This window comes from Sandaracinobacteroides hominis (assembly GCF_016464365.1).
GTDB lineage: Bacteria > Pseudomonadota > Alphaproteobacteria > Sphingomonadales > Sphingomonadaceae > Sandaracinobacteroides > Sandaracinobacteroides hominis.
This window is the reverse complement of record NZ_JADCUC010000001.1, coordinates 771,493-796,599: the sequence shown is the minus strand read 5'-3', so window position 1 is coordinate 796,599 and position 25,107 is coordinate 771,493. Positions and strand designations below refer to the sequence as shown.

The window sequence follows — 25,107 nt, the reverse complement described above, 5'->3', positions numbered from 1 at the left end:
CACCATGAACGAACTCGTTCCGAACGCCTTTTCTCCGGTCGCCAAGCCGGAGGTTTTCGACCAGATCCAGATTTCGATCGCCTCGCCGGACAAGATCCGCAGCTGGTCGTTCGGGGAAATCAAGAAGCCCGAGACGATCAACTACCGGACCTTCAAGCCCGAGCGCGACGGCCTGTTCTGTGCCCGTATCTTTGGCCCGATCAAGGACTATGAGTGCCTGTGCGGCAAGTACAAGCGCATGAAGTACAAGGGCATTGTCTGCGAAAAGTGCGGTGTTGAAGTCACCGTTTCCAAGGTGCGCCGCGAGCGGATGGGCCATATCGAACTGGCGGCGCCGGTTGCGCACATCTGGTTCCTGAAGTCGCTGCCCAGCCGCATCGGCATGCTGCTGGACATGACGCTGAAGGACCTGGAGCGGGTTCTCTATTTCGAGAACTACATCGTCGTCGAGCCTGGCCTGACCACGCTGAAGAAGTTCCAGCTGCTGTCGGAAGACGAGTATCTGGAAGCGCAGGACCAGTTCGGCGAGGAGTCCTTCCGCGGCGGTATCGGCGCTGAAGCCATTCGCGAACTGCTGATGGACCTCGACCTTGCGTCGGAGAAGATCGCGCTGCTCGAAGAGCTGGCGACGACGAAGTCCGAGCTGAAGCCGAAGAAGATCATCAAGCGCCTGAAGATCGTCGAGAGCTTCCTGGAATCGGGCAACCGCCCCGAGTGGATGATCCTGACGGTGGTGCCGGTGATTCCGCCGGAACTGCGTCCGCTGGTGCCGCTGGATGGCGGCCGCTTTGCGACGTCGGACCTGAACGACCTGTATCGCCGCGTCATCAACCGGAACAACCGCCTGAAGCGGCTGATCGAGCTGCGTGCCCCGGACATCATCGTCCGCAACGAAAAGCGCATGCTGCAGGAAGCTGTGGACGCGCTGTTTGACAACGGCCGTCGCGGCCGGACCATCACGGGCGCCAACAAGCGTCCGCTGAAGTCGCTGTCGGACATGCTGAAGGGCAAGCAGGGCCGCTTCCGTCAGAACCTTCTGGGCAAGCGCGTCGACTATTCCGGCCGTTCGGTGATCGTGACCGGTCCGGAACTGAAGCTGCACCAGTGCGGCCTGCCGAAGAAGATGGCGCTCGAGCTGTTCAAGCCGTTCATCTATGCGCGCCTCGACGCCAAGGGTCTGTCGATGACCCTGAAGCAGGCGAAGAAGTATGTGGAGAAGGAGCGCAAGGAAGTCTGGGATATCCTGGACGAGGTGATCCGCGAGCATCCCGTGATGCTGAACCGGGCGCCGACGCTGCACCGGCTTGGCATTCAGGCGTTCGAGCCTGTGCTGATCGAGGGCAAGGCAATCCAGCTGCACCCGCTGGTCTGCTCGGCCTTCAACGCCGACTTCGACGGAGACCAGATGGCCGTCCACGTTCCGCTGAGCCTGGAGGCGCAGCTGGAATGCCGGGTGCTGATGATGTCGACCAACAACATCCTCTCGCCCTCGAACGGCAAGCCGATCATCGTTCCGTCGCAGGATATGGTGCTGGGCCTTTATTACCTGGCGATGGAACGCCAGGAAAAGACGCCGGAATATGTCGAGCTGCCCGACGGCACGAAGCGCGAGCGGCTGCCGCTGTTCGCCGACATGGCCGAAGTGCATGCGGCGCTGACCTCGGGGGCGGTGACGCTGCACACGCGCATCGAGGCGCGCGTGCCGCAGACCGACGAAGCCGGCGCGACGCACATGAAGCGCTTTGTGACGACGCCGGGCCGGATGCTGATCGGCGAGTGCCTGCCGAAGAGCCACAAGGTGCCGTTCGAGACCGTCAACCGCCTTCTGACGAAGAAGGAAATCGGCGACGTTATCGACACCGTCTACCGTCATACCGGCCAGAAAGAGACCGTGCTGTTTGCCGACGCCATCATGGCGCTGGGCTTCCGGCACGCCTGCCAGGCCGGCATTTCCTTCGGCAAGGACGACATGATCATCCCGGCCGAGAAGGAAGTGCTCGTCGAGAAAACGCGCGCGCTGGCGAAGGACTTCGAGCAGCAGTATCAGGACGGCCTGATCACGCAGGGCGAGAAGTACAACAAGGTCGTCGACGCCTGGTCTCGTTGCGGTGACGATGTCGCCAACGAGATGATGAAGGAAATCTCGGCGCTGCCCATCGACGCAAAGACGGGCAAGCAGCGGCAGATCAACTCGGTGTACATGATGGCCCACTCCGGCGCCCGTGGCTCGCAGGCGCAGATGAAGCAGCTTGCGGGGATGCGCGGCCTGATGGCCAAGCCTTCGGGCGAGATCATCGAGACGCCGATCATCTCGAACTTCAAGGAAGGCCTGACCGTCCTTGAGTATTTCAACTCGACGCACGGCGCCCGCAAGGGTCTGGCCGACACCGCGCTGAAGACGGCGAACTCGGGTTACCTGACCCGCCGTCTGGTCGATGTCAGCCAGGACTGCGTGGTTCTGGAAGACGATTGCGAAACCTCGCGCGGCTTGATGATGAAGGCGATCGTCGAAGGCGGTTCCGTTATCGTGACGCTGGCGGAGCGCATATTGGGCCGGACCGTCTGCGACGACATCGTCGATCCGAAGACGCAGGACGTGCTGTTTGCCCGCGACACGCTGCTGGACGAAAAGATGGTGAAGGCCATCGAGGACGCCGGCATCGTCGAGGTGAAGATCCGTTCGCCGCTGGTGTGCGAAGCGAAGCAGGGCGTCTGCGCCCGTTGCTATGGCCGGGATCTTGCCCGCGGGACGCCGGTGAACATCGGTGAAGCCGTCGGCGTGATCGCTGCGCAGTCGATCGGCGAGCCTGGCACCCAGCTGACGATGCGGACCTTCCACATCGGCGGCGCGGCGCAGGTTTCCGAACAGTCGAGCCACGACAGCCCGGTGGATGGCAAGGTCACCTATCGCAACCTGCCGACCATCAAGGACAGCAAGGGCCGGATCATCGGCATGGCGCCGACCGGTGGCGAAGTCGTGATCGTGGATGCCGAAGGCCGGGAGCGTTCGGTGCACAAGATCGTCTTCGGTGCGGTGCTGGCGGTGAAGGACGGCGAGACCGTGAAGAAGGGCCAGCGGCTTGCCGACTGGGATCCGTATACGCGGCCGATCATCACCGACAAGTCGGGCATCGTGAAGTATCAGGATCTGGTGGAGAACCAGACCCTGAAGGAAGAAACCGATGACGCGACGGGTATCGCCCAGAAGGTGGTTTCCGAGTGGAAGGCGGCGAAGGCCAAGGACGATCTGCGTCCGCGGATGACGCTGCTGGACGAGCAATCGGGTGAAGCCGGCCGCTATCTGCTGCCGGTGGGCGCCATTCTCTCGGTGTCGGACGGCCAGACGGTGGAAGCGGGCGACGTGCTGGCGCGTATGCCGCGCGAAGCCGCCAAGACGCGCGACATCACCGGCGGTCTGCCGCGGGTGGCCGAGCTGTTCGAAGCGCGCATTCCGAAGGATAATGGCGTCATTGCCAAGATCGACGGACGCGTGGAGTTCGGCAAGGACTACAAGACCAAGAAGCGTGTCATCCTGCGTCCGGAAGATGGTTCGGATCCGGTCGAGTATCTGCTGCCGAAGGGCAAGCATGTCTCGGTTCAGGAAGGCGACCTTGTGCGCAAGGGCGACTATCTGATCGATGGTCCGGCCAACCCGCACGACATTCTGGACGTGCTCGGCGTGGAGCGGCTTGCCGAATATCTCTGCGCGGAAATCCAGGAAGTCTATCGTCTGCAGGGCGTGAAGATCAACGACAAGCACATCGAGACGATCGTTCGCCAGATGCTGCAGAAGGTCGAGATCTTCGACGAGGGTGACTCGACGCTGCTGAAGGGCGAACAGGTCGACCGCGAAGAGATGGACGAAGTGAATGCCAAGCTGCTCGCCGAGGGCAAGCGGCCGGCCGATGGCCGGCCGGTGCTGCTGGGCATCACCAAGGCCTCGCTGCAGACGCGCAGCTTCATCTCGGCCGCATCGTTCCAGGAAACGACGCGGGTGCTGACCGAAGCCGCCGTTCAGGGCAAGACCGATACGCTGCTTGGCCTGAAGGAAAACGTCATCGTCGGCCGTCTGATCCCGGCAGGGACCGGCGCGGCACTGGGCCGGATGCGGGTGACGGCGAACAGCCGCGATGCTGCGCTCCGTGCGCAGCAGGCGGCGCTGGCGGCGGCGACGGACGCAACTGCCGACGCCTGAGGCGTTTCAACAGAAGGCTTGGACAACTCGGCCCCGCGTCAGAAATGATGCGGGGCCGACATCGTTGGTGGTACAGCGATGCCCTGCAATCGGCATTCCCTGCGACATTTTGCGTCCCCTCGGATCAGGTGTCGGGAATTTTGACAAGTCGGCATCGGCACCAAAACTTTCACTCCCGTTAACCAACTGTAGAATGTAGCAAATATCCGCCCGCGCGCTGTTGGCACCGAATATGCAGGTGAGCCTGCGACCATTCGGTCTAACAGGAGTGGGAAAATGACGAAGTTGAAATTGGGGATGGTTGCGGCCGCCTTGTTGCTGCCTGCGGCCGTGAACGCCCAGATTGTTCGCGTCAGCGAGGGCGATTTTCTGGCATCTGCCGGGCTGATTACGTTCAGCGAGTATTCCGTGAACACCGTCAATCCGAGCTATACGCCGGCCGACTACGGCGGCGGCGTCGGCGCGCCTGATGTAACCTTCGACGGATATTTCAAGGGGCAGATGCTGAGCGCTACGCCTGGCGTCGATTGCCCGGGCGCCGCTGCGAGCGCCTGCGTTGTCGGCAATCCCACCGGCCCGCTGACGCTGGATCCGGATTCGCCCGACACCTTCATCACCACCGACAGCGCCAATCCGACCTCGCCGGTTCTGAGCGGCTCGCCGCGCTTCAACGGCCCGATCGCCGTTCTCTTCAGCACCGATCAGTTCGGCGTCGGTTTCGGCGCCGGCTTCTTCGACGCGGCACAATCGACGGGCATCACCGCCTTCGCCCGCGACGGAACGCTGCTCGGCACCGTCACCAACAACGGCACCGGCATTGAATTCCTGGGGCTGGTGGCGACCGGCTCCAAGGGCATCGCCGGCGTGTTCCTTGATCTTGTCGGCTCGGAGCCTGCGGGCTTTGCCATCGACAACGTCCGTTTCGGCGTTCGCGGCCAGGTCGTGGTCCCCGGCGTTCCCGAACCTGCTACCTGGGGCATGATGATCGTCGGCTTCGGCCTGGTGGGTCTCGCCGCCCGCCGTCGCGGTTTCGCGAAGATCACTGCCTGACGCACAGCTTCTGACTCGGGTTGGAAGGGGAGGCCCGGCGGCAACGTCGGGCCTCTTTCTGTGCCCAATCCGCGCCACAGTCAGGGTCTAGCGGGCTGATCATGACGAAGGCTGACAAATCGAGGCCGCTGCGCGTCGCGCTGTTCTCTGGCAATTACAACTATGTGAAGGATGGTGCGAACCAGGCGCTCAACCGGCTGGTGGGGCGCATGCTGGAACGAGGCATCGACGTGCGGGTCTATTCGCCGGTGGTGGAGGAGCCCGCCTTTCCGGCGACGGGGACGCTGGTGGGCGTTCCCTCTGTGCCGATCCCCGGGCGGGGGGAGTATCGGGTGGCGTTGGGCCTGCCGTTGACGGTGCGGGCGGACCTGAAGAAGTTTCGCCCCGACATCGTGCATCTGTCGGCGCCGGACTGGCTGGGGCATGATGCCAAGCGCTGGGGCCGGGCGAAGGGGCTGCCCGTGGTCGCTTCGGTGCATACCCGGTTTGAAACCTATTTCGACTATTACAAGATGGGCTTCATCCGGCGCGGCGCGGAGCGGCTGCTGAAGAGCTTTTACGGCGATCTGGACGAAATCTATGCGCCTTCGGAGAGCATGGCAGATGTGCTGAGGCAGGAGGGCTATTCGGAGAAGGTGCGGATCTGGAGCCGGGGTGTCGATCGGCACATTTTCCGGCCCGAGGCGCGGGACATGGATTGGCGGCGCAGCCTTGGCATCGACGACGCCACGCCGGTGATCGGCTTTGTCGGGCGGCTTGTGCTGGAGAAGGGGCTGGACATCGTGGCAGCTGCCGTTGCCGAGCTGGGGCAGCGGAACGTTCCGCATCAGCTTCTGGTGGTCGGGCAGGGGCCGGCGCGCGAGGAGTTTGAAGCGCAGGTGCCCGGCGCAGCATTCGTGGGCTTCCAGACCGGCGATGCCCTGGGGCGTGCCTATGCCAGCAGCGACATGTTCCTGAACCCGAGCGTCACCGAGACCTTCGGCAATGTGACGCTGGAGGCGATGGCCTGTGCAGTGCCGCCGGTGGCCGCTGCTGCCACGGGGGCGAGTTCGCTGGTGGTCGACGGCGTTTCGGGACGGCTGGTGGCGCCCGGCGATGTGGGGGCCTTTGCCGATGCGCTGGAGGCCTATGCCCGCGATCCCGGGCTACGGGCGCGCCATGGGGCGGCGAGCCTGGAGCGAGCCAAGGCGTTCGACTGGGATGCCATCAACGATGCCGTCATCGACCGCTATCTTGTGCTGACCGGGCGCGGTTGAGCGCACCAGCTTTCGCGACAGGGCTTTGCGTTTCGGCCGGGCGCGCCTATATCCCTTTTGCCGCCTTCGGGCGGAGATGGTGATGAATGATGCCGTACAAGTACGTACAGCGGACCCGGGGGCAGTACCCGGCGGCTCCACCAAAGTCCCCAGATCCTGGGGGCTCTGAAGGGGCCGAACCAGGATAGACGTGTTCCGAACGACGGTATTTTTGCCCGGCCTGAATGCGCCGTAAAACCGTTCAAAACCTACAAATGCCAACGATAACGAGGCATTTGCGATTGCTGCGTAACTAAGACCCCACAAGGTCTGGTTATAAAGCTTGAGCAGGGTTCGGGCCGAACCCGGTAACAGAATCGGATTCCAGCGGCTTGCAGGTGCGCCGGGCAACAGAAGCACCTGCATTTTCATTTCGGTCGTGCCGGGGTTGCGATGTGGCGACCTTTCGCACTCTTGACGGTTTTGCTTGCCAAGCCCACTTGTGCCGCATGAGCCAGCCGCCCGAGAATCAGGAGCCGCCTGACAGCCTCATCCAGTACGACGAGATCGTGCAGGATTCGTTGCGTGGCGTCGTGCGGCGGGTGCTTTCGGATGTGGCGTTGAATGGCGGCCTGCCGGGCGGGCACCATTTCTTCATCGCGTTTCGCACCCGGTTCCCCGGAGTGGACATGCCGCGCCACCTGCTGGAGCGCTATCCCGAGGAAATGACCGTGGTGCTGCAGCACCGCTATTGGGACCTCGTCGTCGCGGACGAGCATTTCGAGGTTGGGCTGACCTTCAACCAGGTGCCGGCCAAGCTTTCGATTCCCTACAAGGCGATCAGCGGTTTCGTCGATCCGGCGGTGAATTTCGCCCTGCAGTTCGCAGTGGCGATGCCCGAGGTTGAGGAAGCCGAGGAAGAACCGGTTGCGGCGGAGCCGTCCGAGCCGGGATCGAACGTGGTGAGCTTCGACTTCAAGCGGAAGAAGTAAGTGCGCACGGCGCACGGCAAATAGGTGCGGGAGGAGCGCGACAGCCTTGGGCCTGTAAGCGTTCCGGATGACGCCTATTGGGGCGCGCAGACACAGCGCTCCATCGAAAATTTCCCCTTTGGCTCCAGCGAGCGGATGCCGATCGGCATCGTGCACGCGCTGGCGCTGGTGAAGCAGGCGGCCGCACGCGTGAACCGTCGGCACGGGCTGGATGCCGTGTTGGCCGATGCCGTCGAGGCTGCCGCGGCGGACGTGGCGGCCGGAAAATTCGACGATCAGTTTCCGTTGGTGATCTGGCAGACCGGCAGCGGCACCCAGAGCAACATGAACGTCAACGAGGTGATCGCCGGAATCGCCAACGAGCGGCTTACCGGCGTGCGCGGCGGCAAGAGCCCGGTGCATCCGAACGACCATGTGAACCGGGGGCAAAGCTCCAACGACAGTTTTCCGACGGCGCTGCATGTGGCGACCGTGCTGGCTGCCCGGCGGCGCCTGCTGCCGGCGCTGGAGCGGCTGGAAGCGGCGCTGCTGGCGAAGGCGGAGGCCTGGGGGGGCATTGTGAAGATCGGCCGCACGCATCTGCAGGATGCGACGCCGCTGATGCTGGGGCAGGAATTTTCCGGTTACGTGGCGCAGCTGAAGCTGGCCAGGGCCCGGACCGAACCGCTGGTGGCGCATGCGCTGAGCAAGCTTGCACAGGGTGGCACGGCAGTTGGCACCGGGCTGAATGCGCCGGACGGGTTCGGCGATGAATTTGCAACGGAAATCAGCGCGCTGACGGGCATTGCGTTTGAAACGGCGCCCAACAAGTTCGAGGCGCTGGCCAGCAACGACACCCTTGTCGACTTTTCCGGTCGGTTGAACAGCCTGGCAGTCGCGCTGACGAAGATTGCCAATGATATCCGCCTGCTGGGAAGCGGGCCGCGGTCGGGGCTGGGCGAACTGAGCCTGCCGGAGAACGAGCCAGGCAGCTCGATCATGCCGGGCAAGGTGAACCCGACCCAGTGCGAGATGCTGACCATGGTGGCGGCGCAGGTGATGGGAAATCACACGGCCGTCACCGTGGGCGGGCTGCAGGGGCATCTGGAGCTGAACGTGTTCAAGCCGCTGATCGGGGCGAATGTGCTGCGTTCGATGGAGTTGCTGGCGGTCGGCATGGAGAGCTTTGCGGAGCGTTGCGTGGACGGGCTGGAGCCGAACCGGGCGCGGATCGAGGAGCTGGTCGAGCGCTCGCTGATGCTGGTGACGGCGCTGGCGCCCGAGATCGGCTATGACAAGGCGGCAGAAATCGCCAAGGCTGCGCATAAGGATGGCTCGACGCTGCTGCAGGCCGGGCTGAAACTGGGACATGTGACGGAAGAACAATTCCGGCGGCTCGTTCGACCGGAGGCAATGACATAAGGGGTTGGTGCATGGTGATCGGACGGCGGGGCCTGCTGGCGGGGAGCGTGCTGGCAGGGGGAATGATGTTGGCGCGGCCGGCGTTTGCGGCGGTGCCGGTGCAGGTGCGGGCGGATGGGGTCAGCCCGGCGTTTCGTGCCGCTTTCGATCGGCTGGTGCGCTATGCGCAGGCGGAGCTCTCCGCCTGGACCTTCCCGGCGATGACGCTTTCGATGCGGAGCGCAAGCGGCGAGACAGCTTCCGCGGCCATCGGGCTGGCAAATATCGACAGCGGACGGGCGGTGACGACGGCGGATCTTTTCCAGATCGGGTCGATTTCGAAGAGCTTTGTAGCCGTTGCCCTGTTGCGGCTTGCGGATGCCGGCAAGATCGATCTGGACCGGCCGATCCTGCAGTTTGCCTCCGACATGCCGATCGAGGACAAGCGGGTGACGGCGGCGCAGGTGATCAACCATGCGGCGGGCTTTCCGGGCAATGCGCCGCCGTTCCCGCGCGAGACGGCGGGGAAGCTGTGGAGCGCTACCGTTCCGGGGGAGAATTTCCACTATTCCAACAGCGGCTATGACGCGCTGGCGCTGCTGATCCAGCGGGCTTCGGGGATGGATTTCCCCACTGCCATCCGCAAGCTGGTGCTGGAGCCGCTGGGGATGCAGGCGTCGCGGCCGGTGATCCTGACGGAGGATCGCCCGCAATTCGCTCTGGGCTACGCCCCGGTGCGCGCGAACCGGGCCTGGTTTCCGGGCGATCCGCTGTCGGAAGGCAGCTGGATGGATATCGAGCGCGCAGCGGGATCGGTGGCCTCTACGCCGGCCGATATGGCCCGCTGGATGGGCTTCATCGCCGCCTGCGCGATGGGCAAGCCGCAACCGCTGCTGTCGGCTTCCTCGGCGAAGCGCTTTGCTACGCCGGTGATTCTGGCGCCCGATTTCGGTCCGGGCGCGCACTATGGGATGGGGCTGGCGGGCTTTGACGTCGATGGGAAGCCGGTGCTGCACCATACGGGCGGCATGATCACTTTCTCTTCGGCGATCACGGTGGATCGGGGCACCGGGGCGGGGGCGTTTGCCAGCGTCAACATCTCTGGTTTCGGCGGGTATCGCCCGCGCAAGGTGACCGCCTATGGCGTGCAGCTGGGGCGGGCGCTGGCGGCCGGGGCCGCGCTGCCGGAAGCACCGGCGCCGGTCACCTTCGCTCCGGTGGAGAACAGCGCCGATCTGATCGGGCAATGGTATGGGCCTGACGGATTGACGATGGCCATTCGCTCCGTGGCGGGCCAGTTGCAGCTGGAGAGCGGTGGAGCAAGCGGGCGGCTGAGACCATCGGGTGCCCGCAGTTTCGCGACAGATCATCCGGGGCTCTGGCAATATGGGCTGGAATTCGAAGGCAGGGAGGGCAGGGCGGAGCGGCTCTGGTGGGGTGACCGGCTGCTGGCGCGGGAAGCCGCGCCTGCGCAGCCGAAGCGCGATCCGGCGCTGGCCGGGCTGGCCGGGCGGTATCTGTCCAACGATCCGTGGGCCGGTTCGGGCTATGTGCTGGCGCGGGGCGACAAGCTGGTGATCGAGGGGCTTGGCGAGATCGTGCGCCATGCGGATGGGTCGTGGCGGTCGGCGGACCCGGAGCTGGTGCAGGAGCGTTTCTGGTTCGACAGCTTTGTTGATGGGCGGGCGCAGCGGTTCAGCTTTTCCGGCGAGCCGATGATGCGGCAGGCGTGACGCGGGCGCTTTCATCGAGTCCGAAGTTGCTCTAGCAGCCGTTCATGTCGATTCCCGGTGCCCGCCGCGGGCTGATGCTCGTTCTTTCCAGCCCCTCGGGTGCCGGCAAGACCACCATGACCAAGCGCCTGCTGGCGACCGATCCGCAGATCTCGCTGTCGGTTTCCGCGACCACCCGCAAGGCGCGGGCAGGCGAGATCCATGGGCAGGACTACAGCTTTGTCAGCCACGACGAATTCGATCGGCTGGTTGCGACAGGGAAGCTGCTGGAATGGGCACATGTGTTCGGCAACCGCTATGGAACGCCGCGCGGGCCGGTGGAGAATGCGCTGACCGAGGGGCGCGATATCCTGTTCGATATCGACTGGCAGGGGACGCAGCAACTTCGGCAGAGCCAGTCGGGCGGGGATCTGGTTTCGATCTTCCTGCTGCCGCCGTCGCTGGAGGAGCTGGAGTCGCGGCTGACCTCGCGGGCGGCGGATAGCGCCGATGTGATTACGCAGCGCATGAGCCGGGCGGCCGACGAGATCAGCCATTGGGCGGAATACGACTATATTCTTGTGAACGACGATCCCGGCCAGTGCCTGCACGAGATTCGCTCCATCCTGACGACGGAGCGGCTGCGGCGCGAACGGCAGCGCGGGCTGGCAGGATTTGTGCGGGACTTGCTGACCGGATCGTGATTTGATGCAGACCTGATACGCCTTAAGGAGTTCGGCATGATGCTTACTGCAAGATTGTTCCTGGTCGCCGTGCTGGTTGGAAGCAGCGCCCACGCGCAATCCGTTACCGAGACGGCCGAAGAAGTCGGCAAGAGCGCCGGTAATATCGTGACGAAGCCGCTGAAGGACGCCAACATCGTGAAGGCGGAAATTCCGCCGAAGCTCGCAGCGATCATGAACAACCCCTATTCGCTCGACGGGCTGAAGACCTGCGCCCAGTTCAGCGGCGAGATCGCGCAGCTGACCAAGGTGCTGGGCCCGGATGTCGACGCCACCCAATCGAAGAAGGACCAGTCCGCCACGGAAGTGATGCTGGGCGAAGTGGAGCGGCAGGCGGCCGGGCTGATCCCCGGTTCCGGCATCATCCGCAAGGTCTCGGGGGCGGAAAAGCAGGAAGCTAAGGCAAAGGCCGCGATTTATGCCGGTTCGCTGCGCCGCGCCTATCTGAAAGGCACGGCGCGCGCGAAGGGTTGCAAATTCTGAGGCTTGCGCCTCAGACGCTGCGGCCGATCAGTTCCTTCATGATTTCCGACGTTCCGCCATAGATGCGCTGCACGCGGGCATCGCGCCACAAGCGGGCGATCGGATATTCGTTCATATAGCCTGCTCCGCCGTGCAATTGCAGCGCGGCGTCGCAGATTTCCCATTGCAGTTCCGTGTGCCACAGCTTGGCGGCCGCGCCTTCATAGGCATCTAGCTCGCCGGCGATGTGCTTTTTCAGGCAGACATCGAGGTGCGCCCAGCCGACCTGCAGTTTGGACTTCAGGTCTGCCAGCACGAAGCGGGTGTTCTGGAAATCCGCGATGGTCTTGCCGAAAGCCTTCCGGTCCTTCACGAATTTCACCGCTTCGTCGAAGGCGCGCTGGGCGCCACCCATGGCCGAGACGGCGATGCTGAGGCGTTCCTGCGGCAATTGCGACATCAGGTAGACGAAGCCCTGGTTTTCCGCGCCGAGGCAGTTCGTGATCGGAACGCGGCAATCCTCGAAGAACATTTCCGAGGTGTCGGCAGAGTTCTGGCCGATCTTGTCGAGGTTGCGGCCCTTCGTGAAGCCGGGGGTGCCGGCGTCGACCAGGATCAGGCTGGTGCCCTTGCCGCCCAGCTCCGGATTGGTCTTGGCGACGACGATCACCATGTCGCAGTTCTGGCCGTTGGTGATGTAGGTTTTCGAGCCGTTGATGACGTAGTGGTTGCCATCGCGGCGGGCGGTGGTGCGAATGCCCTGCAAGTCTGAGCCCGCGCCCGGTTCGGTCATGGCGATGGCGGTGATGATCTCGCCGGAGATCATCTTTGGCAGATAATGCGTCTTCTGCTCTTCGGAGCCGTAGTTCAGCATATATTCGGCAGTGATGTCGGACTGCAGCGTGATGCCCGCCGACGAGCCCAGGTAGGAAAGCTCTTCGTCGATCACTGCGTTATAGCGGAAGTCGAGGCCGAGGCCGCCATATTCCTCGGGGATGGTGGGGCAGAGGATGCCCGCTTCGCCAGCGGCGAGCCAGAATTTGCGGTCGACGAGGCCGTCCTCTTCCCAGCGGTCGAGGTTCGGTTCCAGTTCCTTTGCGAAGAATTTGCGAACCTGATCGCGGAACATGTTCAGGTCGTCGTCAAAGGCGGTGCGGCGGCTGATATCTAGCATGTGTATGTTTCCTCTTCGCCCCCGCCGATGCCACATCGCGCGCGCCGCGCCACCTGTATGGGTGGGGAGGGGGGCATATTGCCGTCGCTCTCAGGTGCCCCGTTCCCAGGGGCTCATCGGGTGTTCGCGGATCCATCGGGTTGCAATCCATTTCCGACCTTCGACGACAGGGAGGCCGGCGTGGCGGGAGATCGGATTCGGTTGGCCGTCGGAAAGCGTATTCCGGAAGAGCAAGGCGTCACCCAGCTTGCCCTTTATCGAGAGGCCAATGGCTGGAAACTGCGTCTCGCCGGCCCGATACCCTTCGTTGAGATAGACCAGCATCGTCCAGATGCGCTGGTTCGTAACGGCCGGCAGGGTGTCCATATGCGGCCTGTATTGCTGGCCCGGTGCGTAGTGCAGCACCACAAGCGGCTCGCCTTGGGTGACGAGTGTTCCGCTGGCGGCGGCGATACGGAGGTTTATCGCCCTCGCCGGGAGGGATTCGCGCGTAGGGCCGAGAAATGCGGCGTGCGATGTACGCACCGGATGCTCTCGCACCTTTCCAGTGAGCGGATCAGTGATCAGCGCCGGTTCCAGGACGGGAATCGCGGCTTCTGCGAGATGGCGGCACTCCTCTGCCGAACAGAAGCCGGGAAGCAGATAAGCATCCAGATCGTTTGTCAGCCGATGCCTCTCCGCTGGTTCAAGCGGAAGACCGGTGTGCGTGATGTGCATTCGATCGACGAGATCGAGATGTGCCCGGGCAAGGGGGCCCGACCGTGCAGCCGATTGCAGCAGGGCGAGTGCCGCCGGCCAGTCTGCCTCTTTGTCGAGGCCTCCATTCGCGGTGAGCGCGACTTCCATCATGGCCGCTTCAACGTGCCCGGCCTGCGCGGCGGCGCGAAGCCAGCGCCCGGCGGCAACGCGATCGCGGGGAAGCAGGTGGCCGGCGAGCTGCCATGTCGCAAGAAGCATCAGGGCGTCGGGGTTCCCTTGCGCGGCTTTTGCCTTTGCGAGCCTCAGTGCCTCTTCGCTGCAGCCCCCGGCAAGCAATTGATCTATGCTCTGCGCCAGGTTTTCGGTCATGCTAGATGGGTGACGCGAAAAGGGCCGGGATGCAATCCCGGCCCTTCGTGCCTGACTGAATTGTTCAGATCAGAATTTGGCGTTGATGCCGGTGTAGAAGAACCGGCCGCGAACATCGTAGATGCCCGAACCAGCGCCAACACCCGTAAGCCCGTAGGGGGGCTTGGTATCGGTCAGGTTGTCGATACCGAAATAGATGTTGAACTTCTCACCGATATCGAAGCCCGCACGAACGTCGTGATAGGTCACGGACGGGTACATGCGGAGCGACGCGTAGTCGGCATTCTGCGGCGGCAAGTTGTTGATGCCGTTATAGTCTTCGTAAGTGTTCAGGTACATGCTGTCGATCCAGCGGAGCTGGTAACCGAGGGTAACGGCGCCCATGCGCACGCTGGCATTGACATTGACCTGGTTCTTGGGATCGCCCAGTTCGCTGAGGATGCGGTTGGCGTAGTCCGGGTTCGCCGGATCCAGATACTCGTTACGCTCCAGGACGTGAGTCCAGATTGCGCGGAGGTTGATATCCCCCCAATCGAAGCGGGTGCTGTAGCTCAACTCGGTATCGATACCGCGTGCCGTCAGTTTCGCGTAGTTAAGGACGGTCTGCTGCAGGCTGCCCTGAAGGATCTGATAGGGAGCTTCTTCGTTCGGGCCGACGCCGTTTCCGTTACGGACGAACAGGCCGCAGAACGGGTTGTTCAGGTCCGGAGCGTCGTAGCAGGCGTTCATGATCTGCTGCGCCGACGGTGCGGTGATCACGTTATCGACGGTGATGTCGTAGTAATCCACCGACAGCGACAGACCGGGTGCGAAGCTGGGGGTAAGAACGCCGCCCAGAGTCCAGCTGGTGGACTTTTCTTCCTTCAGATCGGGGTTCCCGCCCGAAACGATCTCGATCGACGAGGTGTAGACGAAATCGTAGGTCGCCGGAATTCCGGCGGCAGCGCAGTTGCTGGCACGGGTTGCAGAACCCGCACCAATGTTGCGCAGCGAGCAGGGATCGTTCGGCGCCGGGGCGAAGTTCTGGCTTTGCTCGGAATAGAGATCCACCAGGTTCGGTGCACGGACGGCGCGAGCATAGCTACCGCGGACCCGGAAATCATCGATGATCCGCCAGGTTGCGTCGGTGCCGTAGGTGAAGACGGTGCCAGTCTGCCCGCCGTAGTCGGACATGCGGCCCGAACCGTTGACGGTCAGCTCCTTGAAGAACGGCACGTCCTTCAGGATCGGAATCGACACTTCGCCGTACAGTTCCTTCACTTCGAACGCGGGCGGATTGAAGGTCGGGATCGCATTGTAGAAGGCATAGCCTTCCTGCGTCAGATCATCGAGATCGTAATAGGCGGTCTCGCGCCGATATTCGGCGCCGACGGACACGCCCACAGCCCCGCCGGGCAGTTCAAACAACTGACCGAGGTTGCCCGAGATAAAGCCCGAGGCAACGAACTGCGTCATCTTACCCGTAGCAGCAGAGTCGACCAGGATATAATCCTTGGCCGCCTGGCTGACGCTGCCTTGCCCGAACGGGTTCAGCGGAACGCAGGCAGCGATATCGCCTGCGAGACGCGGATCGCTCGTCGAGTCGCCGGTTACGTAGGAGATGGTGCTGGCGGGGTTAAGCTTGGAACGGCAGACGATATTGCCTGCGGAATCCTTGGTGGTATCCAGCGCCAGCAGATAGCGCTGGACATTGACGTTGCCGCGGATGGTGTTCTTTTCGTTGTGCTCGCCATAGTTGAGCGAGACTTCATAGTTCCAGTCGCTGCTGATGTCGCCACGGACGCCACCGACGATGCGGAAGGTTTCACGCTTGATCTCTTCGTCGCGGATGCCGAAATCGACCCAGTTGCGACGGAGGTTGAACCGGAAGGTGCCGGCGTTGATGGCAGCCTGTTGCGCGGCGAGCTGGGTAGCGGTGAGCGCTCCACCCGTGTTCGCGTTGACCGGCGACTGGAGCAGCAGGTTCGTCAGCTGGGTCCGTGCGCTGGCGGAGAGATAGGGATTGTCCAGTCGGACGCGCTCACGCCCACCAGGATCGCCCAGCGTGGTGCCTTGCGAGAAGAACGGTCCGCTCTGCGAGCCATAAGCCTCTGTGCGGACATATTTGGCTTCGACGAACGGTACGAACGCCGGCGAAACCTCGAAATGACCGATCAGGTTGGCGGAGAAGCGGGAAAGATTGGGCGAGAGGGTCAGCAGCTTGCCTTCGCGGCTGTTGGTGCCGTTGCCGCCGACATAGTTACCGTTAGGCGCCAGGCCGATGCGCGTGCCGGTTTGGGGAACCAGCGTACCGTCCGGCTGGAACACACTGTTGCAGACGAAGGAGGCGCCAGACGTATCCTTGCCGCACAGACCGGTGGTGCCGACGAAAATACCCGTCTGGCCGCCGAGCGAAATCGTAGCCGACCGGATATCGCGGAAGAAGGTGCGGTCGGGGTTGCCATCCGAGCCGTTCGGCGTCCCGGCAGGATCGGTGTCAACGACGATGAAGGCATCGTTCTGACGCAGGTTCGGACGATCCGAACCGTAGAAGGCCGTCGAGTTGGAATATTCGAGATTGACCGCGACATTGCCCCGGCCCTCCGCGAAATTTTTGCCCGCCAGGATGGAGCCATAGAAGTTTCCGGCGTCCTTGTAGGCGCTGAGGCCGGACTGGCCGCGAACCTGGATGCCCTCGAAGTCCTTCTTCAGGATGAAGTTCACGACGCCGGCGATGGCATCGGAACCATAGACCGACGAAGCACCGCCGGTGAGGATGTCGACACGCTCGATCAGATCGGTCGGGATGGTGTTGACGTCTGGCGAGGTGGCGTTGGAGAGGATATCCCCACCGACGTGCCGACGGCCGTTGACGAGAACCAGCGTGCGCTGCGTGCCGAGGCCACGCAGATCGAGCAGGTTCATCCCGCGCGTGCCGAGGAATCGAGTGGAGTTTTGCTGGCTGAAGGTGCTGCGGAGTTGCGGCAGGTCGTTCAGCGTATCGCCGACGGAAAGCTGACCGGTTTCGAAGAACTCTTCGCCGGTGATCGTCGTGACCGGGGCCGAAGCCTCCAGGTTCGGCTTGCGGATACGCGAGCCAGTGACGAGGATCATGTCGTCGGAAACGGCGGTATCGACAGCCGCGGTGGCGGTGGGCGCAGTCGTCGCCTCTTGCGCAAATGCCGGCGCAGCGAGCACCGCTAACAGGGACGCGCCCAGCAGCAAGCTATTTTTCATGTCAGTCCTTCAAGCCTTATTTCTGTATGAACGATTGGTAGCCCAGCATTCATCCTTGTTGAAGGCCATCGGGCTTCCCATTGAGGGCATGCAGGCAGAAACGACGGTAATGTTGTGGAAATGTCACAGATTCGTTTCAAACTACCCCTATTTCGGTAAAACGGGCTATCTCCATCTCCGAGAACCCGATTTCGGCAAGCAAAGCTGATGTGTCACCCCCAAGCCGGGGCGAGGGGTTGGCAGCAAGGCGTAGGCCATCAACCAGTATCGGGCTGGCGAGGACTTTGATTTCAGGGTGTTTTTCATTTGGAATGGTCTGGACCATTCCACGCGATAGGATGAAGGGGTCGCTGAACGCCTGTTCCATGTTATGCACGGCTGAAACCGGGCAGATGCCTCCGAGCAGATCTACCCAGTGTCGCGTGGGTTGGGTGACGAAGATGTCGTCGAGGATGGCGACGAGGGCCTGCCTGTTGCGCAGCCGGTCGGGGATGGTGGTGAAGCGGGGGTCGGTGGATAGGCCGGGGGCGCCGATGGCCTGGACGAGGCGGGTCCAGAATTTGGGCAGCTGCGCCATCACGAAGATCCAGCCGTCTGCGGTGCGGAAGAGCTGGCTGGGGGTTACCGTGGGGTGGGCGGATCGGGGCGCGCGGCCGGTTTCATAGCCTTCGTTCAGGTGCCAGGTGGCTGGGTAGCTGGTCTGGTGGAGGGCTGTGTCGAGGAGGCATAGGTCATAGTCACGGCCGATGCCGGTGGCGCGGGCCCCGATGATGCCGGCGAGCGTGGTGGTCGCCAGCATCTGGCCGGTCATATAGTCGACCATGGAGAGACCGAAGCGGGTGGGGGGCGCGTCCGGCTCGCCGGTGAGGGAGAGGAAGCCCGCCTCTGCCTGCATCAGATAATCGTATCCAGGCCAGCTTTCGCGTTCGTTGCCGCGCCCGTAGGCGCTGGCGTGGACGCAGACGATTTTGGCGTTGGCGGGGGCGAGGGCCGCATATTCGAGACCGAGTTTGGCCGGCTGGTCACCGCGGCAATTGTTGGTGACGGCGTCGGCCGTGGCGACGAGTCGGTGGAGGATGTCGCGTGCCTCGGGTGCCTTCAGGTCGAGCGTGAAGCTGCGTTTGTTGAGGTTGAAAGTCTGGAAGAAGAGGCTGTCGTCCTGGCCGAGGAAGAAGGGGCCGGTGGCGCGGGCAGTGTCTCCGCCTTGTGGCGGTTCGATCTTGATGACTTCGGCGCCGAGCTGGGCCAGTGCCATGCTGCCATAGGGGCCGGCGGCGTGGCGTTCGACGCTGAGGATGCGCATGCCGGCGAGCGGGAGCGGGATGGTCATGCCGGGTTTCGCCTTATCCATTGGCGGGAGATGATGATGCGCTGCATTTCGTTGGTGCCTTCGCCGATGATGAGCAGCATGGCGTCGCGGTAATAGCGCTCGATCTCGTAATCCTGGCTGATGGCGTTGCCGCCGTGGATGCGCATGGCCTCCTCGGCGTTCGTGCGGGCGGCTTCGGAGGCGAAATATTTCGCCATGCCGGCTTCCATGTCGCAGCGTTCGGCGCGGTCGTAGGCGGTGGCTGCATCCAGCGTGAGCAGCCGGGCGGCGCGGGCGCGGGTGACCATTTCGCCGAGCTTCAGCTGGATAGCCTGATGCTCGGAGATGGGCTTGCCCATGGTGTGGCGCTGCTGTGCATAGGCGGTCGCGCGTTCGAGCGCGCCCTCCGCCATGCCGACGCCGCGCGCGGCGACATTGATTCGGCCGAGCTCCAGGCCGCCGGTTGCGTGGTAGAAGCCCTGTCCCTCGACGCCGCCGATCAGCTGGTCGGCCGGGATTTCCACATTGTCGAGGAAGATGGGGGCGGTGTCGATCGCGCGGTAGGCGGCCTTGGGCAGCTTGCCGGGGGTGGTAAGGCCTTCGCGGGGCTTGTCGACGATGAACAGGCCCATGCCCGAATGGCGGGGCTGGGCGACGGGATCGGTGCGGGCGAGGAGGGCGACCACGTCGCCCTTGTAGGCGTTGGTGATCCAGGTCTTCTGGCCGTTCAGGATGTAGTGGTCACCCTGGCGGATGGCGGTTGTGCGGATGCCCTGCAGGTCGGTGCCGGCGTCGGGTTCGGTGAGGGCAAGGCCACCGCGCAGCTCGCCGGTGGCCAGTTTCGGCAGCCATCTGGCCTTTTGCTCAGGGGTGCCGTTCCGCTCGATCGCGTGGGCCAGCATCAGGTGCGAATTGAAGATGCCGGTGGGCGCCATCCACACCCGGCAGATGGCCGCGACGATCTTCACATAGGTGGAGGCGGGGAGGCCGAGACCGCCCCATTCCGGGCCGATGGTGGCACCGAACAGGCCGAGATCGCGCATTTGCTCGACGACATGATCCGGATAGATGTCTTCGACATCGTGGCGTTTGGCGATGGGTTTCAGCTCGCGTTCCACCCAGCGGTTGATGGAATCGAGCAGCTGTTCCTCGAAGTCCGGATCGATGCTGCGAATCTGGTTGTGCGCTGTTGCCATTGCGGTTCCCTCTTGGCGCAGGTTCGCCTGCTGTCTCTGGCTGTCAACCTGACGGAAGTTTTCGGGATGCACCGCAGCTGTTGCTGGATGAAGCGTTGAAGGCTGTCTTGCTCGGCATGAGGATGCGCGTCGCGGACGAACGTGCCATTCTGATGGGGAATGGAGGCGGAGATGCGGATATCTGTGGTGCTGATGGCTGCGTTGTTGGGTGCGCCTGCGTGTGCGGCGCCTTCCGCCGCCGAGCTTGGCTGGATGGCCGGAAGCTGGGTGGAAAACCGGCCTGACGGGCGCCTTACCGAGGAGGTCTGGATGCAGCCGCGCGGTGGAATGCTGCTTGGGATGAGCCGCTCGGGCAAGGGGGACAGGATCGGGCTGTTCGAGTTCATGCGGATTGCTGAGGGGGTGGATGGGCGGCTGAGCCTGCAGGCGCAGCCCGGCGGCGGACCACCGGCAGAATTTCCGCTGGTGCAGGCCACGGGGCAATCGGCGACCTTTGAAAACCCGGCGCACGATCATCCCACCCGCATCCGCTATTGGCGCGATGGGGCAAAGCTGATGGCGGAGATCGAGGGAAAAGATGGGGCAGGGCGGATGCGCTGGAGCTATTCTCCGGCCGAGTGACGGATGGCGTCTGTCGATGGCAGCTTTACTGGACCGTCACCGGCTCCAGCTTTTCGGCGAGGATAGTGAGGCCCTTTGCCGAGACTTCGGCAAAGCCGCCTTCGATGCGGATGAGTTCGGGCTGGGCGCCTGCCGTCGCGTAGATCGCGATTTCGCCGGGGCGGATGCTGCTCATCAGCGGGGCATGGCCTGCCAGCACACCGAAGTCGCCTTCGGTGCCGGGCACGACGACCATATGGACCTCAGCCGAGCGGACGAGCCGCTCGGGAGAGACCAGTTCGAGGTGAAGGCCGGCCATGATCAGGCCGCTTCCGCCAGCTTCTGCGCCTTGGCAACCGCTTCCTCGATGGTGCCGACCATATAGAAGGCGGCTTCGGGGAGGTGGTCATAGTCGCCGGCGACGATCGCCTTGAAGCCCTTGATCGTGTCTTCGAGCTGCACGAACACGCCCGGCGTGCCGGTGAAGATTTCGGCGACGTGGAACGGTTGGCTCAGGAAGCGCTGGATCTTCCGGGCGCGGCTGACGACGAGCTTATCCTCTTCAGACAGTTCGTCCATGCCGAGGATGGCGATGATGTCCTGCAGCGACTTGTACTTCTGCAGCACCTGCTGGACCTGGCGAGCCGTGTCGTAATGCTCCTGGCCGACGATGCGCGGCTCGAGGACGCGGCTGGTGGAATCCAGCGGGTCCACGGCCGGATAGATGCCCAGTTCGGCGATCTGGCGGCTGAGCGTGGTCGTCGCATCGAGGTGGGCGAACGACGTGGCCGGCGCCGGGTCGGTCAAGTCATCGGCGGGCACGTAGATGGCCTGCACCGAGGTGATCGAACCCTTGTTGGTGGAGGTGATGCGCTCTTGCAGGGCGCCCATGTCGGTGGAGAGGGTGGGCTGATAGCCCACCGCCGACGGGATGCGGCCGAGCAGAGCCGACACTTCCGAGCCGGCCTGGGTGAAGCGGAAGATGTTGTCCACGAAGAACAGCACATCCTGGCCTTCGACGTCGCGGAAATACTCGGCGATGGTGAGGCCGGAGAGGGCGACGCGGGCGCGGGCTCCCGGCGGCTCGTTCATCTGGCCGAACACGAGGGCGACCTTCGAGCCTTCGGAAACGGCGTTGCCGTCGGCGTCCTTGGCGATGACGCCGGCTTCGAGGAACTCGTGATAGAGGTCGTTGCCCTCACGGGTCCGCTCGCCGACGCCGGCGAACACCGAGTAGCCGCCGTGACCCTTGGCGATGTTGTTGATGAGTTCCTGGATGAGCACGGTCTTGCCGACGCCGGCGCCGCCGAACAGGCCGATCTTGCCGCCCTTTGCATAGGGCGCGATCAGGTCGACGACCTTGATGCCGGTGACGAGGATCGAGGCTTCGGTCGACTGGTCGACGAATTCCGGGGCAGCGGCGTGAATCGGCGCGGTCTGCGTTGCATCAACCGGCCCACGCTCGTCGATCGGCTCGCCGATGACGTTCAGGATGCGGCCGAGTGTGGCCGGACCGACGGGGACGCGGATCTGCGAGCCGGTGTCCACCACTTCCTGTCCGCGGACGCAGCCGTCGGTCGAGTCCATCGCGATGGTGCGCACGGTCGATTCGCCGAGGTGCTGGGCGACTTCTAGGACGAGGCGGCGGCCTTCGACCTTGGTTTCGAGCGCCGTCAGGATCTCCGGCAGGTTGTCGTCGAAAGCTACGTCCACGACGGCGCCGATCACCTGGGTGATGCGCCCGACATTGTTGCTGGTCTTGGCCATAATCTTACGCCTCTTGTCCGTTTAGAGCGCTTCGGCGCCCGAGATGATTTCGATGAGTTCCTTGGTGATCGCCGCCTGACGCGAGCGGTTATACTCGATCGTCAGCTTGCCGATCAGTTCACCCGCGTTGCGCGTTGCATTGTCCATGGCGGTCATCGAGGCGCCCTGTTCCGATGCGGCGTTTTCCAGCAGGGCCTTGTAGACCTGCACCGAGATATTGCGCGGCAGCAGGTCGGCAAGGATGCCTTCCTCGTCGGGCTCATATTCGACCACGGCGCCGTTCGAGAGTTCGGCCGGCGCGGCGATTGCCGGGATCAGCTGAACTTCGGTCGGGATCTGGGCGATCGCCGAGCGGAACTGCGAGTAGAACAGGTGCGCGACGTCGAACTCGCCCTTCTGGAACAGGTCCAGAAGTTGGGCGGCGATAGCCTGCGCCTCGGTAAAGCCGAGCTGCTTGAAGCCCATGGTATCGAACTGGGCGACAATCTGGCCGGGGAACAGGCGGTTGATCACCGGGCGGCCCTTGCGGCCCACCAGGAAGAACTTCACCGTCTTGCCCTGGGCCTGGAGCTCTTCCGCCTTGAGGCGCGCGGCCTTCACGATGTTGGAGTTGAAGGCGCCGGCGAGACCGCGATCCGAGTTGGCGACGAGGAGCAGATGAACCTGATCCTTGCCGGTGCCCGTCAGCAGCTTCGGCGTGTTCGGGGTGACGACAACCTTGGCCGCCAGCGAGCCGACGACGTTGCCGAGACGCTCCTGATAGGGGCGCGCGGCTTCGGCGGCGGCTTGCGCCTTCCGCAGCTTGGCGGCTGCCACCATCTGCTTCGCCTTGGTGATCTTCTGGGTGGATTTCACCGAGGCGATGCGGAGCTTCAGGTCCTTCAAGGAGGCCATTGCGGGGGAACCTTACGCGAAGGTCTTGGCGAAGGCGGCGATGGCGTCCTTGAGCGCGTTGCGCGTCGTGTCCGTCAGATCCTTCGTGGCGCGGATGTCGGACAGGATGCCGTTGTGGTTCGCCTTCAGGTCGGACAGCAGGCCTGCTTCGAAGCGGCCCACGGCGTTCACCGGGATGCCATCGAGATAGCCGTTCACGCCGGCGAAGATCGAAACCACCTGCTCTTCGAAGGGCAGCGGCTGATACTGCGGCTGCTTCAGCAGCTCGGTGAGGCGGGCGCCGCGGTTGAGCAGCTTCTGCGTCGAGGCATCGAGGTCCGAGCCGAACTGGGCGAAGGCGGCCATTTCGCGATACTGGGCAAGCTCGAGCTTGATCGAGCCGGCGACCTTCTTCATCGCCTTGGTCTGCGCGGCGGAGCCGACGCGGCTGACCGAGAGGCCGACGTTGATGGCCGGACGGATGCCCTGATAGAAGAGAGCGCTTTCCAGGAAGATCTGGCCGTCGGTGATCGAGATCACGTTGGTCGGGATATAGGCCGACACGTCGCCGCCCTGGGTCTCGATGATCGGCAGCGCGGTGAGCGAGCCGGAGCCGTTGTCGGCGTTCATCTTCGCGGCGCGCTCCAGAAGGCGGCTGTGGAGATAGAACACGTCGCCGGGATAGGCTTCGCGGCCCGGCGGGCGGCGCAGCAGCAGCGACATCTGGCGATAGGCAACGGCCTGCTTGGAAAGATCGTCGTACACGATGACGGCGTGCATGCCGTTGTCGCGGAAGAATTCACCCATCGTCACGCCGGCGTAGGGCGCGAGATACTGCAGCGGGGCAGGCTCGGAAGCGGTGGCGGCGACCACGATCGAATATTCCATGGCGCCGTTTTCTTCGAGCGCGCGGACGATCTGGGCAACGGTCGAACGCTTTTGACCGACGGCAACGTAGATGCAGTAGAGCTTCTTCGACTCATCGTCGCCGGCGTTGGCGCCCTTCTGGTTGATGAAGGTGTCGAGCGCGACGGCGGTCTTGCCGGTCTGGCGGTCGCCGATGATCAGTTCGCGCTGGCCGCGGCCGACGGGAACGAGGGCGTCGAGCGCCTTCAGGCCGGTCTGCACGGGCTCGTGCACCGACTGGCGCGGGATGATGCCGGGCGCCTTCACTTCGACGCGGCGGCGCTCGGTGAATTCGATCGGGCCCTTGCCGTCGATCGGGTTGCCGAGGGCGTCGACGACGCGGCCGAGCAGGCCCTTGCCGACGGGAACGTCGACGATGGTGCCGGTGCGCTTGACGGTGTCGCCTTCCTTCACGCCGGTATCGGCGCCGAAGATCACGACGCCGACATTGTCGGCTTCGAGGTTGAGGGCCATACCCTTCAGGCCGCCGGGGAACTCGACCATTTCACCGGCCTGCACCTTGTCGAGGCCGTGGACGCGGGCGATGCCGTCGCCAACCGACAGAACCTGGCCGACTTCCGAGACTTCCGCCTCGGTGCCGAAGCCGGCAATCTGGTCGCGAATGACGCGGGAGATTTCCGCGGCGCGGATGTCCATGTTCAACCTTTCATGTGCTGACCCAGCCGTTCAAGGCGGGTCTTGATGCTGGTGTCGATCTGTTCGGAACCGATGCGCACGATGAGCCCGCCGAGAATGGAGGGATCAACGGTGACATCGACGGCCATGGCGCGGCCGGTACGGGCCTTCAGCTTGGCTTCCAGCGCCTTTTTCTGGGCGGCGGTAAGCTTGTGCGCGCTGGTGACTTCTGCGGTTGCCGTGCCCTTGTGGGCGTTCAGCATCGCGTCGTACTGGCGGATGATCGCGGACAGCGCCGAGAGGCGGCCGTTCTGCGCGAGGACGCCGAGGAATTTGGTGGTGAGCTCGGAAAGGCCCATGGCGCCGGCGAGGGCGGCAACTGCCCGGCCGGTGGTGTCGCGACCGACCTGCTGCGCGGTGGTGAGGGCCTGGAGATCGGCTGATTCGTCCAGCGCCTTCTTCAGCGCGGCGAGATCCCTGGCGGTTGCATCCAGCGCCTTGGAGGATTCTGCGAGATCGAACAGGGCAGCCGCATAGCGGCCCGGAAGCCCGGCTGCTGCAACTGACACGCGCATGTTCGTCGAATCCACCAA

At 63.7% G+C, this 25,107-nt stretch carries 19 protein-coding genes and 1 other RNA gene; 10 read left to right on the top strand and 10 right to left on the bottom strand.

Going from position 1 to position 25,107, the window contains the following annotated elements:
• Positions 1-4: 4 nt before the first annotated feature.
• The 9 genes from rpoC to IM784_RS03985 all read left to right on the top strand — a co-directional run bounded on the left by rpoC (position 5) and on the right by IM784_RS03985 (position 11,790).
• Positions 5-4,195: a DNA-directed RNA polymerase subunit beta' gene (rpoC, locus tag IM784_RS04025; RefSeq protein ID WP_199553964.1), complete on the top strand. Its 4,191-nt coding sequence runs from the start codon at positions 5-7 to the stop codon at positions 4,193-4,195.
• Positions 4,196-4,471: 276 nt separating this feature from the next.
• Positions 4,472-5,245 carry a PEPxxWA-CTERM sorting domain-containing protein gene (locus IM784_RS04020; protein ID WP_235976504.1) on the top strand — a complete coding sequence of 258 codons (774 nt, stop codon included), beginning with the start codon at positions 4,472-4,474 and terminating at the stop codon, positions 5,243-5,245.
• A gap of 101 nt (positions 5,246-5,346) precedes the next feature.
• Positions 5,347-6,501 (top strand): glycosyltransferase family 4 protein, encoded by a 1,155-nt coding sequence (locus IM784_RS04015; RefSeq protein ID WP_199553963.1) that lies wholly within the window; start codon positions 5,347-5,349, stop codon positions 6,499-6,501.
• Between the two features lie 20 nt (positions 6,502-6,521).
• Positions 6,522-6,866: a transfer-messenger RNA gene (gene ssrA / locus IM784_RS04010) on the top strand.
• A gap of 123 nt (positions 6,867-6,989) precedes the next feature.
• Complete coding sequence (locus IM784_RS04005) at positions 6,990-7,472, top strand: SspB family protein (protein ID WP_199553962.1); 483 nt, start codon at positions 6,990-6,992, stop codon at positions 7,470-7,472.
• Between the two features lie 24 nt (positions 7,473-7,496).
• Positions 7,497-8,873, top strand: coding sequence for a class II fumarate hydratase (gene fumC, locus IM784_RS04000; RefSeq protein WP_199553961.1), 1,377 nt, complete (start codon positions 7,497-7,499; stop codon positions 8,871-8,873).
• Positions 8,874-8,884: 11 nt separating this feature from the next.
• A complete protein-coding gene (locus tag IM784_RS03995; protein ID WP_199553960.1) occupies positions 8,885-10,585 on the top strand; it encodes a serine hydrolase domain-containing protein in 1,701 nt (566 codons plus the stop codon).
• A 44-nt stretch (positions 10,586-10,629) separates the two neighbouring features.
• Positions 10,630-11,268 (top strand): guanylate kinase, encoded by a 639-nt coding sequence (gene gmk / locus IM784_RS03990; RefSeq protein WP_199553959.1) that lies wholly within the window; start codon positions 10,630-10,632, stop codon positions 11,266-11,268.
• Between the two features lie 36 nt (positions 11,269-11,304).
• Positions 11,305-11,790 carry a hypothetical protein gene (locus tag IM784_RS03985; RefSeq protein ID WP_199553958.1) on the top strand — a complete coding sequence of 162 codons (486 nt, stop codon included), beginning with the start codon at positions 11,305-11,307 and terminating at the stop codon, positions 11,788-11,790.
• A 10-nt stretch (positions 11,791-11,800) separates the two neighbouring features.
• Here the strand turns inward: IM784_RS03985 and IM784_RS03980 are convergent, their stop codons facing one another.
• From IM784_RS03980 to IM784_RS03960, 5 genes are all read right to left on the bottom strand, one after another.
• Positions 11,801-12,943 (bottom strand): acyl-CoA dehydrogenase family protein, encoded by a 1,143-nt coding sequence (locus tag IM784_RS03980; RefSeq protein WP_199553957.1) that lies wholly within the window; start codon positions 12,941-12,943, stop codon positions 11,801-11,803.
• A gap of 90 nt (positions 12,944-13,033) precedes the next feature.
• Positions 13,034-14,011 (bottom strand): 2OG-Fe(II) oxygenase, encoded by a 978-nt coding sequence (locus IM784_RS03975; RefSeq protein ID WP_199553956.1) that lies wholly within the window; start codon positions 14,009-14,011, stop codon positions 13,034-13,036.
• 69 nt (positions 14,012-14,080) lie between these two features.
• The gene (locus IM784_RS03970) at positions 14,081-17,227 is read right to left on the bottom strand and encodes a TonB-dependent receptor domain-containing protein (protein WP_199553955.1); all 3,147 of its coding nucleotides are present in this window, start codon (positions 17,225-17,227) and stop codon (positions 14,081-14,083) included.
• Positions 17,228-17,363: 136 nt separating this feature from the next.
• On the bottom strand, positions 17,364-18,557 hold the full coding sequence (locus tag IM784_RS03965) for a CaiB/BaiF CoA transferase family protein (RefSeq protein ID WP_199553954.1): 1,194 nt from the start codon (positions 18,555-18,557) through the stop codon (positions 17,364-17,366).
• Positions 18,554-19,732 carry an acyl-CoA dehydrogenase family protein gene (locus IM784_RS03960; protein ID WP_199553952.1) on the bottom strand — a complete coding sequence of 393 codons (1,179 nt, stop codon included), beginning with the start codon at positions 19,730-19,732 and terminating at the stop codon, positions 18,554-18,556. Before IM784_RS03960 ends, IM784_RS03965 begins: the two co-directional genes overlap by 4 nt.
• 171 nt (positions 19,733-19,903) lie before the next feature.
• On the opposite strand from IM784_RS03960, the gene IM784_RS03955 reads away from it, so the two are divergent.
• Positions 19,904-20,353 carry a DUF6265 family protein gene (locus IM784_RS03955; RefSeq protein WP_199553950.1) on the top strand — a complete coding sequence of 150 codons (450 nt, stop codon included), beginning with the start codon at positions 19,904-19,906 and terminating at the stop codon, positions 20,351-20,353.
• A 25-nt stretch (positions 20,354-20,378) separates the two neighbouring features.
• On the opposite strand, the gene IM784_RS03950 is transcribed toward IM784_RS03955, so the two are convergent.
• From IM784_RS03950 to IM784_RS03930, 5 genes are read right to left on the bottom strand one after another with little or no spacing between them, the layout of a single operon-like run.
• The gene (locus IM784_RS03950; protein ID WP_199553949.1) at positions 20,379-20,651 is read right to left on the bottom strand and encodes an ATP synthase F1 subunit epsilon; all 273 of its coding nucleotides are present in this window, start codon (positions 20,649-20,651) and stop codon (positions 20,379-20,381) included.
• A gap of 2 nt (positions 20,652-20,653) precedes the next feature.
• The gene (gene atpD / locus IM784_RS03945) at positions 20,654-22,099 is read right to left on the bottom strand and encodes a F0F1 ATP synthase subunit beta (RefSeq protein ID WP_199553948.1); all 1,446 of its coding nucleotides are present in this window, start codon (positions 22,097-22,099) and stop codon (positions 20,654-20,656) included.
• 21 nt (positions 22,100-22,120) lie between these two features.
• Positions 22,121-22,993, bottom strand: coding sequence for a F0F1 ATP synthase subunit gamma (locus IM784_RS03940; RefSeq protein WP_199553947.1), 873 nt, complete (start codon positions 22,991-22,993; stop codon positions 22,121-22,123).
• Between the two features lie 12 nt (positions 22,994-23,005).
• A complete protein-coding gene (gene atpA, locus IM784_RS03935; protein WP_199553946.1) occupies positions 23,006-24,535 on the bottom strand; it encodes a F0F1 ATP synthase subunit alpha in 1,530 nt (509 codons plus the stop codon).
• Between the two features lie 2 nt (positions 24,536-24,537).
• Positions 24,538-25,089, bottom strand: coding sequence for a F0F1 ATP synthase subunit delta (locus IM784_RS03930; RefSeq protein WP_199554151.1), 552 nt, complete (start codon positions 25,087-25,089; stop codon positions 24,538-24,540).
• Positions 25,090-25,107 lie beyond the last annotated feature (18 nt).

Excerpts from the sequence above, each read along its gene's own strand:
- gmk (WP_199553959.1), top strand. The coding sequence starts at position 10,630 with ATGTCGATTCCCGGTGCCCGCCGCGGGCTGATGCTCGTTCTTTCCAGC.
- IM784_RS03995 (WP_199553960.1), top strand. The coding sequence starts at position 8,885 with ATGGTGATCGGACGGCGGGGCCTGCTGGCGGGGAGCGTGCTGGCAGGG.
- IM784_RS03980 (WP_199553957.1), bottom strand. The coding sequence starts at position 12,943 with ATGCTAGATATCAGCCGCCGCACCGCCTTTGACGACGACCTGAACATG.
- IM784_RS03940 (WP_199553947.1), bottom strand. The coding sequence starts at position 22,993 with ATGGCCTCCTTGAAGGACCTGAAGCTCCGCATCGCCTCGGTGAAATCC.
- IM784_RS03950 (WP_199553949.1), bottom strand. The coding sequence starts at position 20,651 with ATGGCCGGCCTTCACCTCGAACTGGTCTCTCCCGAGCGGCTCGTCCGC.
- IM784_RS03975 (WP_199553956.1), bottom strand. The coding sequence starts at position 14,011 with ATGACCGAAAACCTGGCGCAGAGCATAGATCAATTGCTTGCCGGGGGC.
- atpD (WP_199553948.1), bottom strand. The coding sequence starts at position 22,099 with ATGGCCAAGACCAGCAACAATGTCGGGCGCATCACCCAGGTGATCGGC.
- IM784_RS03965 (WP_199553954.1), bottom strand. The coding sequence starts at position 18,557 with ATGACCATCCCGCTCCCGCTCGCCGGCATGCGCATCCTCAGCGTCGAA.
- IM784_RS04005 (WP_199553962.1), top strand. The coding sequence starts at position 6,990 with ATGAGCCAGCCGCCCGAGAATCAGGAGCCGCCTGACAGCCTCATCCAG.
- rpoC (WP_199553964.1), top strand. The coding sequence starts at position 5 with ATGAACGAACTCGTTCCGAACGCCTTTTCTCCGGTCGCCAAGCCGGAG.
- atpA (WP_199553946.1), bottom strand. The coding sequence starts at position 24,535 with ATGGACATCCGCGCCGCGGAAATCTCCCGCGTCATTCGCGACCAGATT.
- IM784_RS03955 (WP_199553950.1), top strand. The coding sequence starts at position 19,904 with ATGCGGATATCTGTGGTGCTGATGGCTGCGTTGTTGGGTGCGCCTGCG.
- IM784_RS04020 (WP_235976504.1), top strand. The coding sequence starts at position 4,472 with ATGACGAAGTTGAAATTGGGGATGGTTGCGGCCGCCTTGTTGCTGCCT.
- IM784_RS03985 (WP_199553958.1), top strand. The coding sequence starts at position 11,305 with ATGATGCTTACTGCAAGATTGTTCCTGGTCGCCGTGCTGGTTGGAAGC.
- IM784_RS03960 (WP_199553952.1), bottom strand. The coding sequence starts at position 19,732 with ATGGCAACAGCGCACAACCAGATTCGCAGCATCGATCCGGACTTCGAG.
- IM784_RS03930 (WP_199554151.1), bottom strand. The coding sequence starts at position 25,089 with ATGCGCGTGTCAGTTGCAGCAGCCGGGCTTCCGGGCCGCTATGCGGCT.
- IM784_RS03970 (WP_199553955.1), bottom strand. The coding sequence starts at position 17,227 with ATGAAAAATAGCTTGCTGCTGGGCGCGTCCCTGTTAGCGGTGCTCGCT.
- IM784_RS04015 (WP_199553963.1), top strand. The coding sequence starts at position 5,347 with ATGACGAAGGCTGACAAATCGAGGCCGCTGCGCGTCGCGCTGTTCTCT.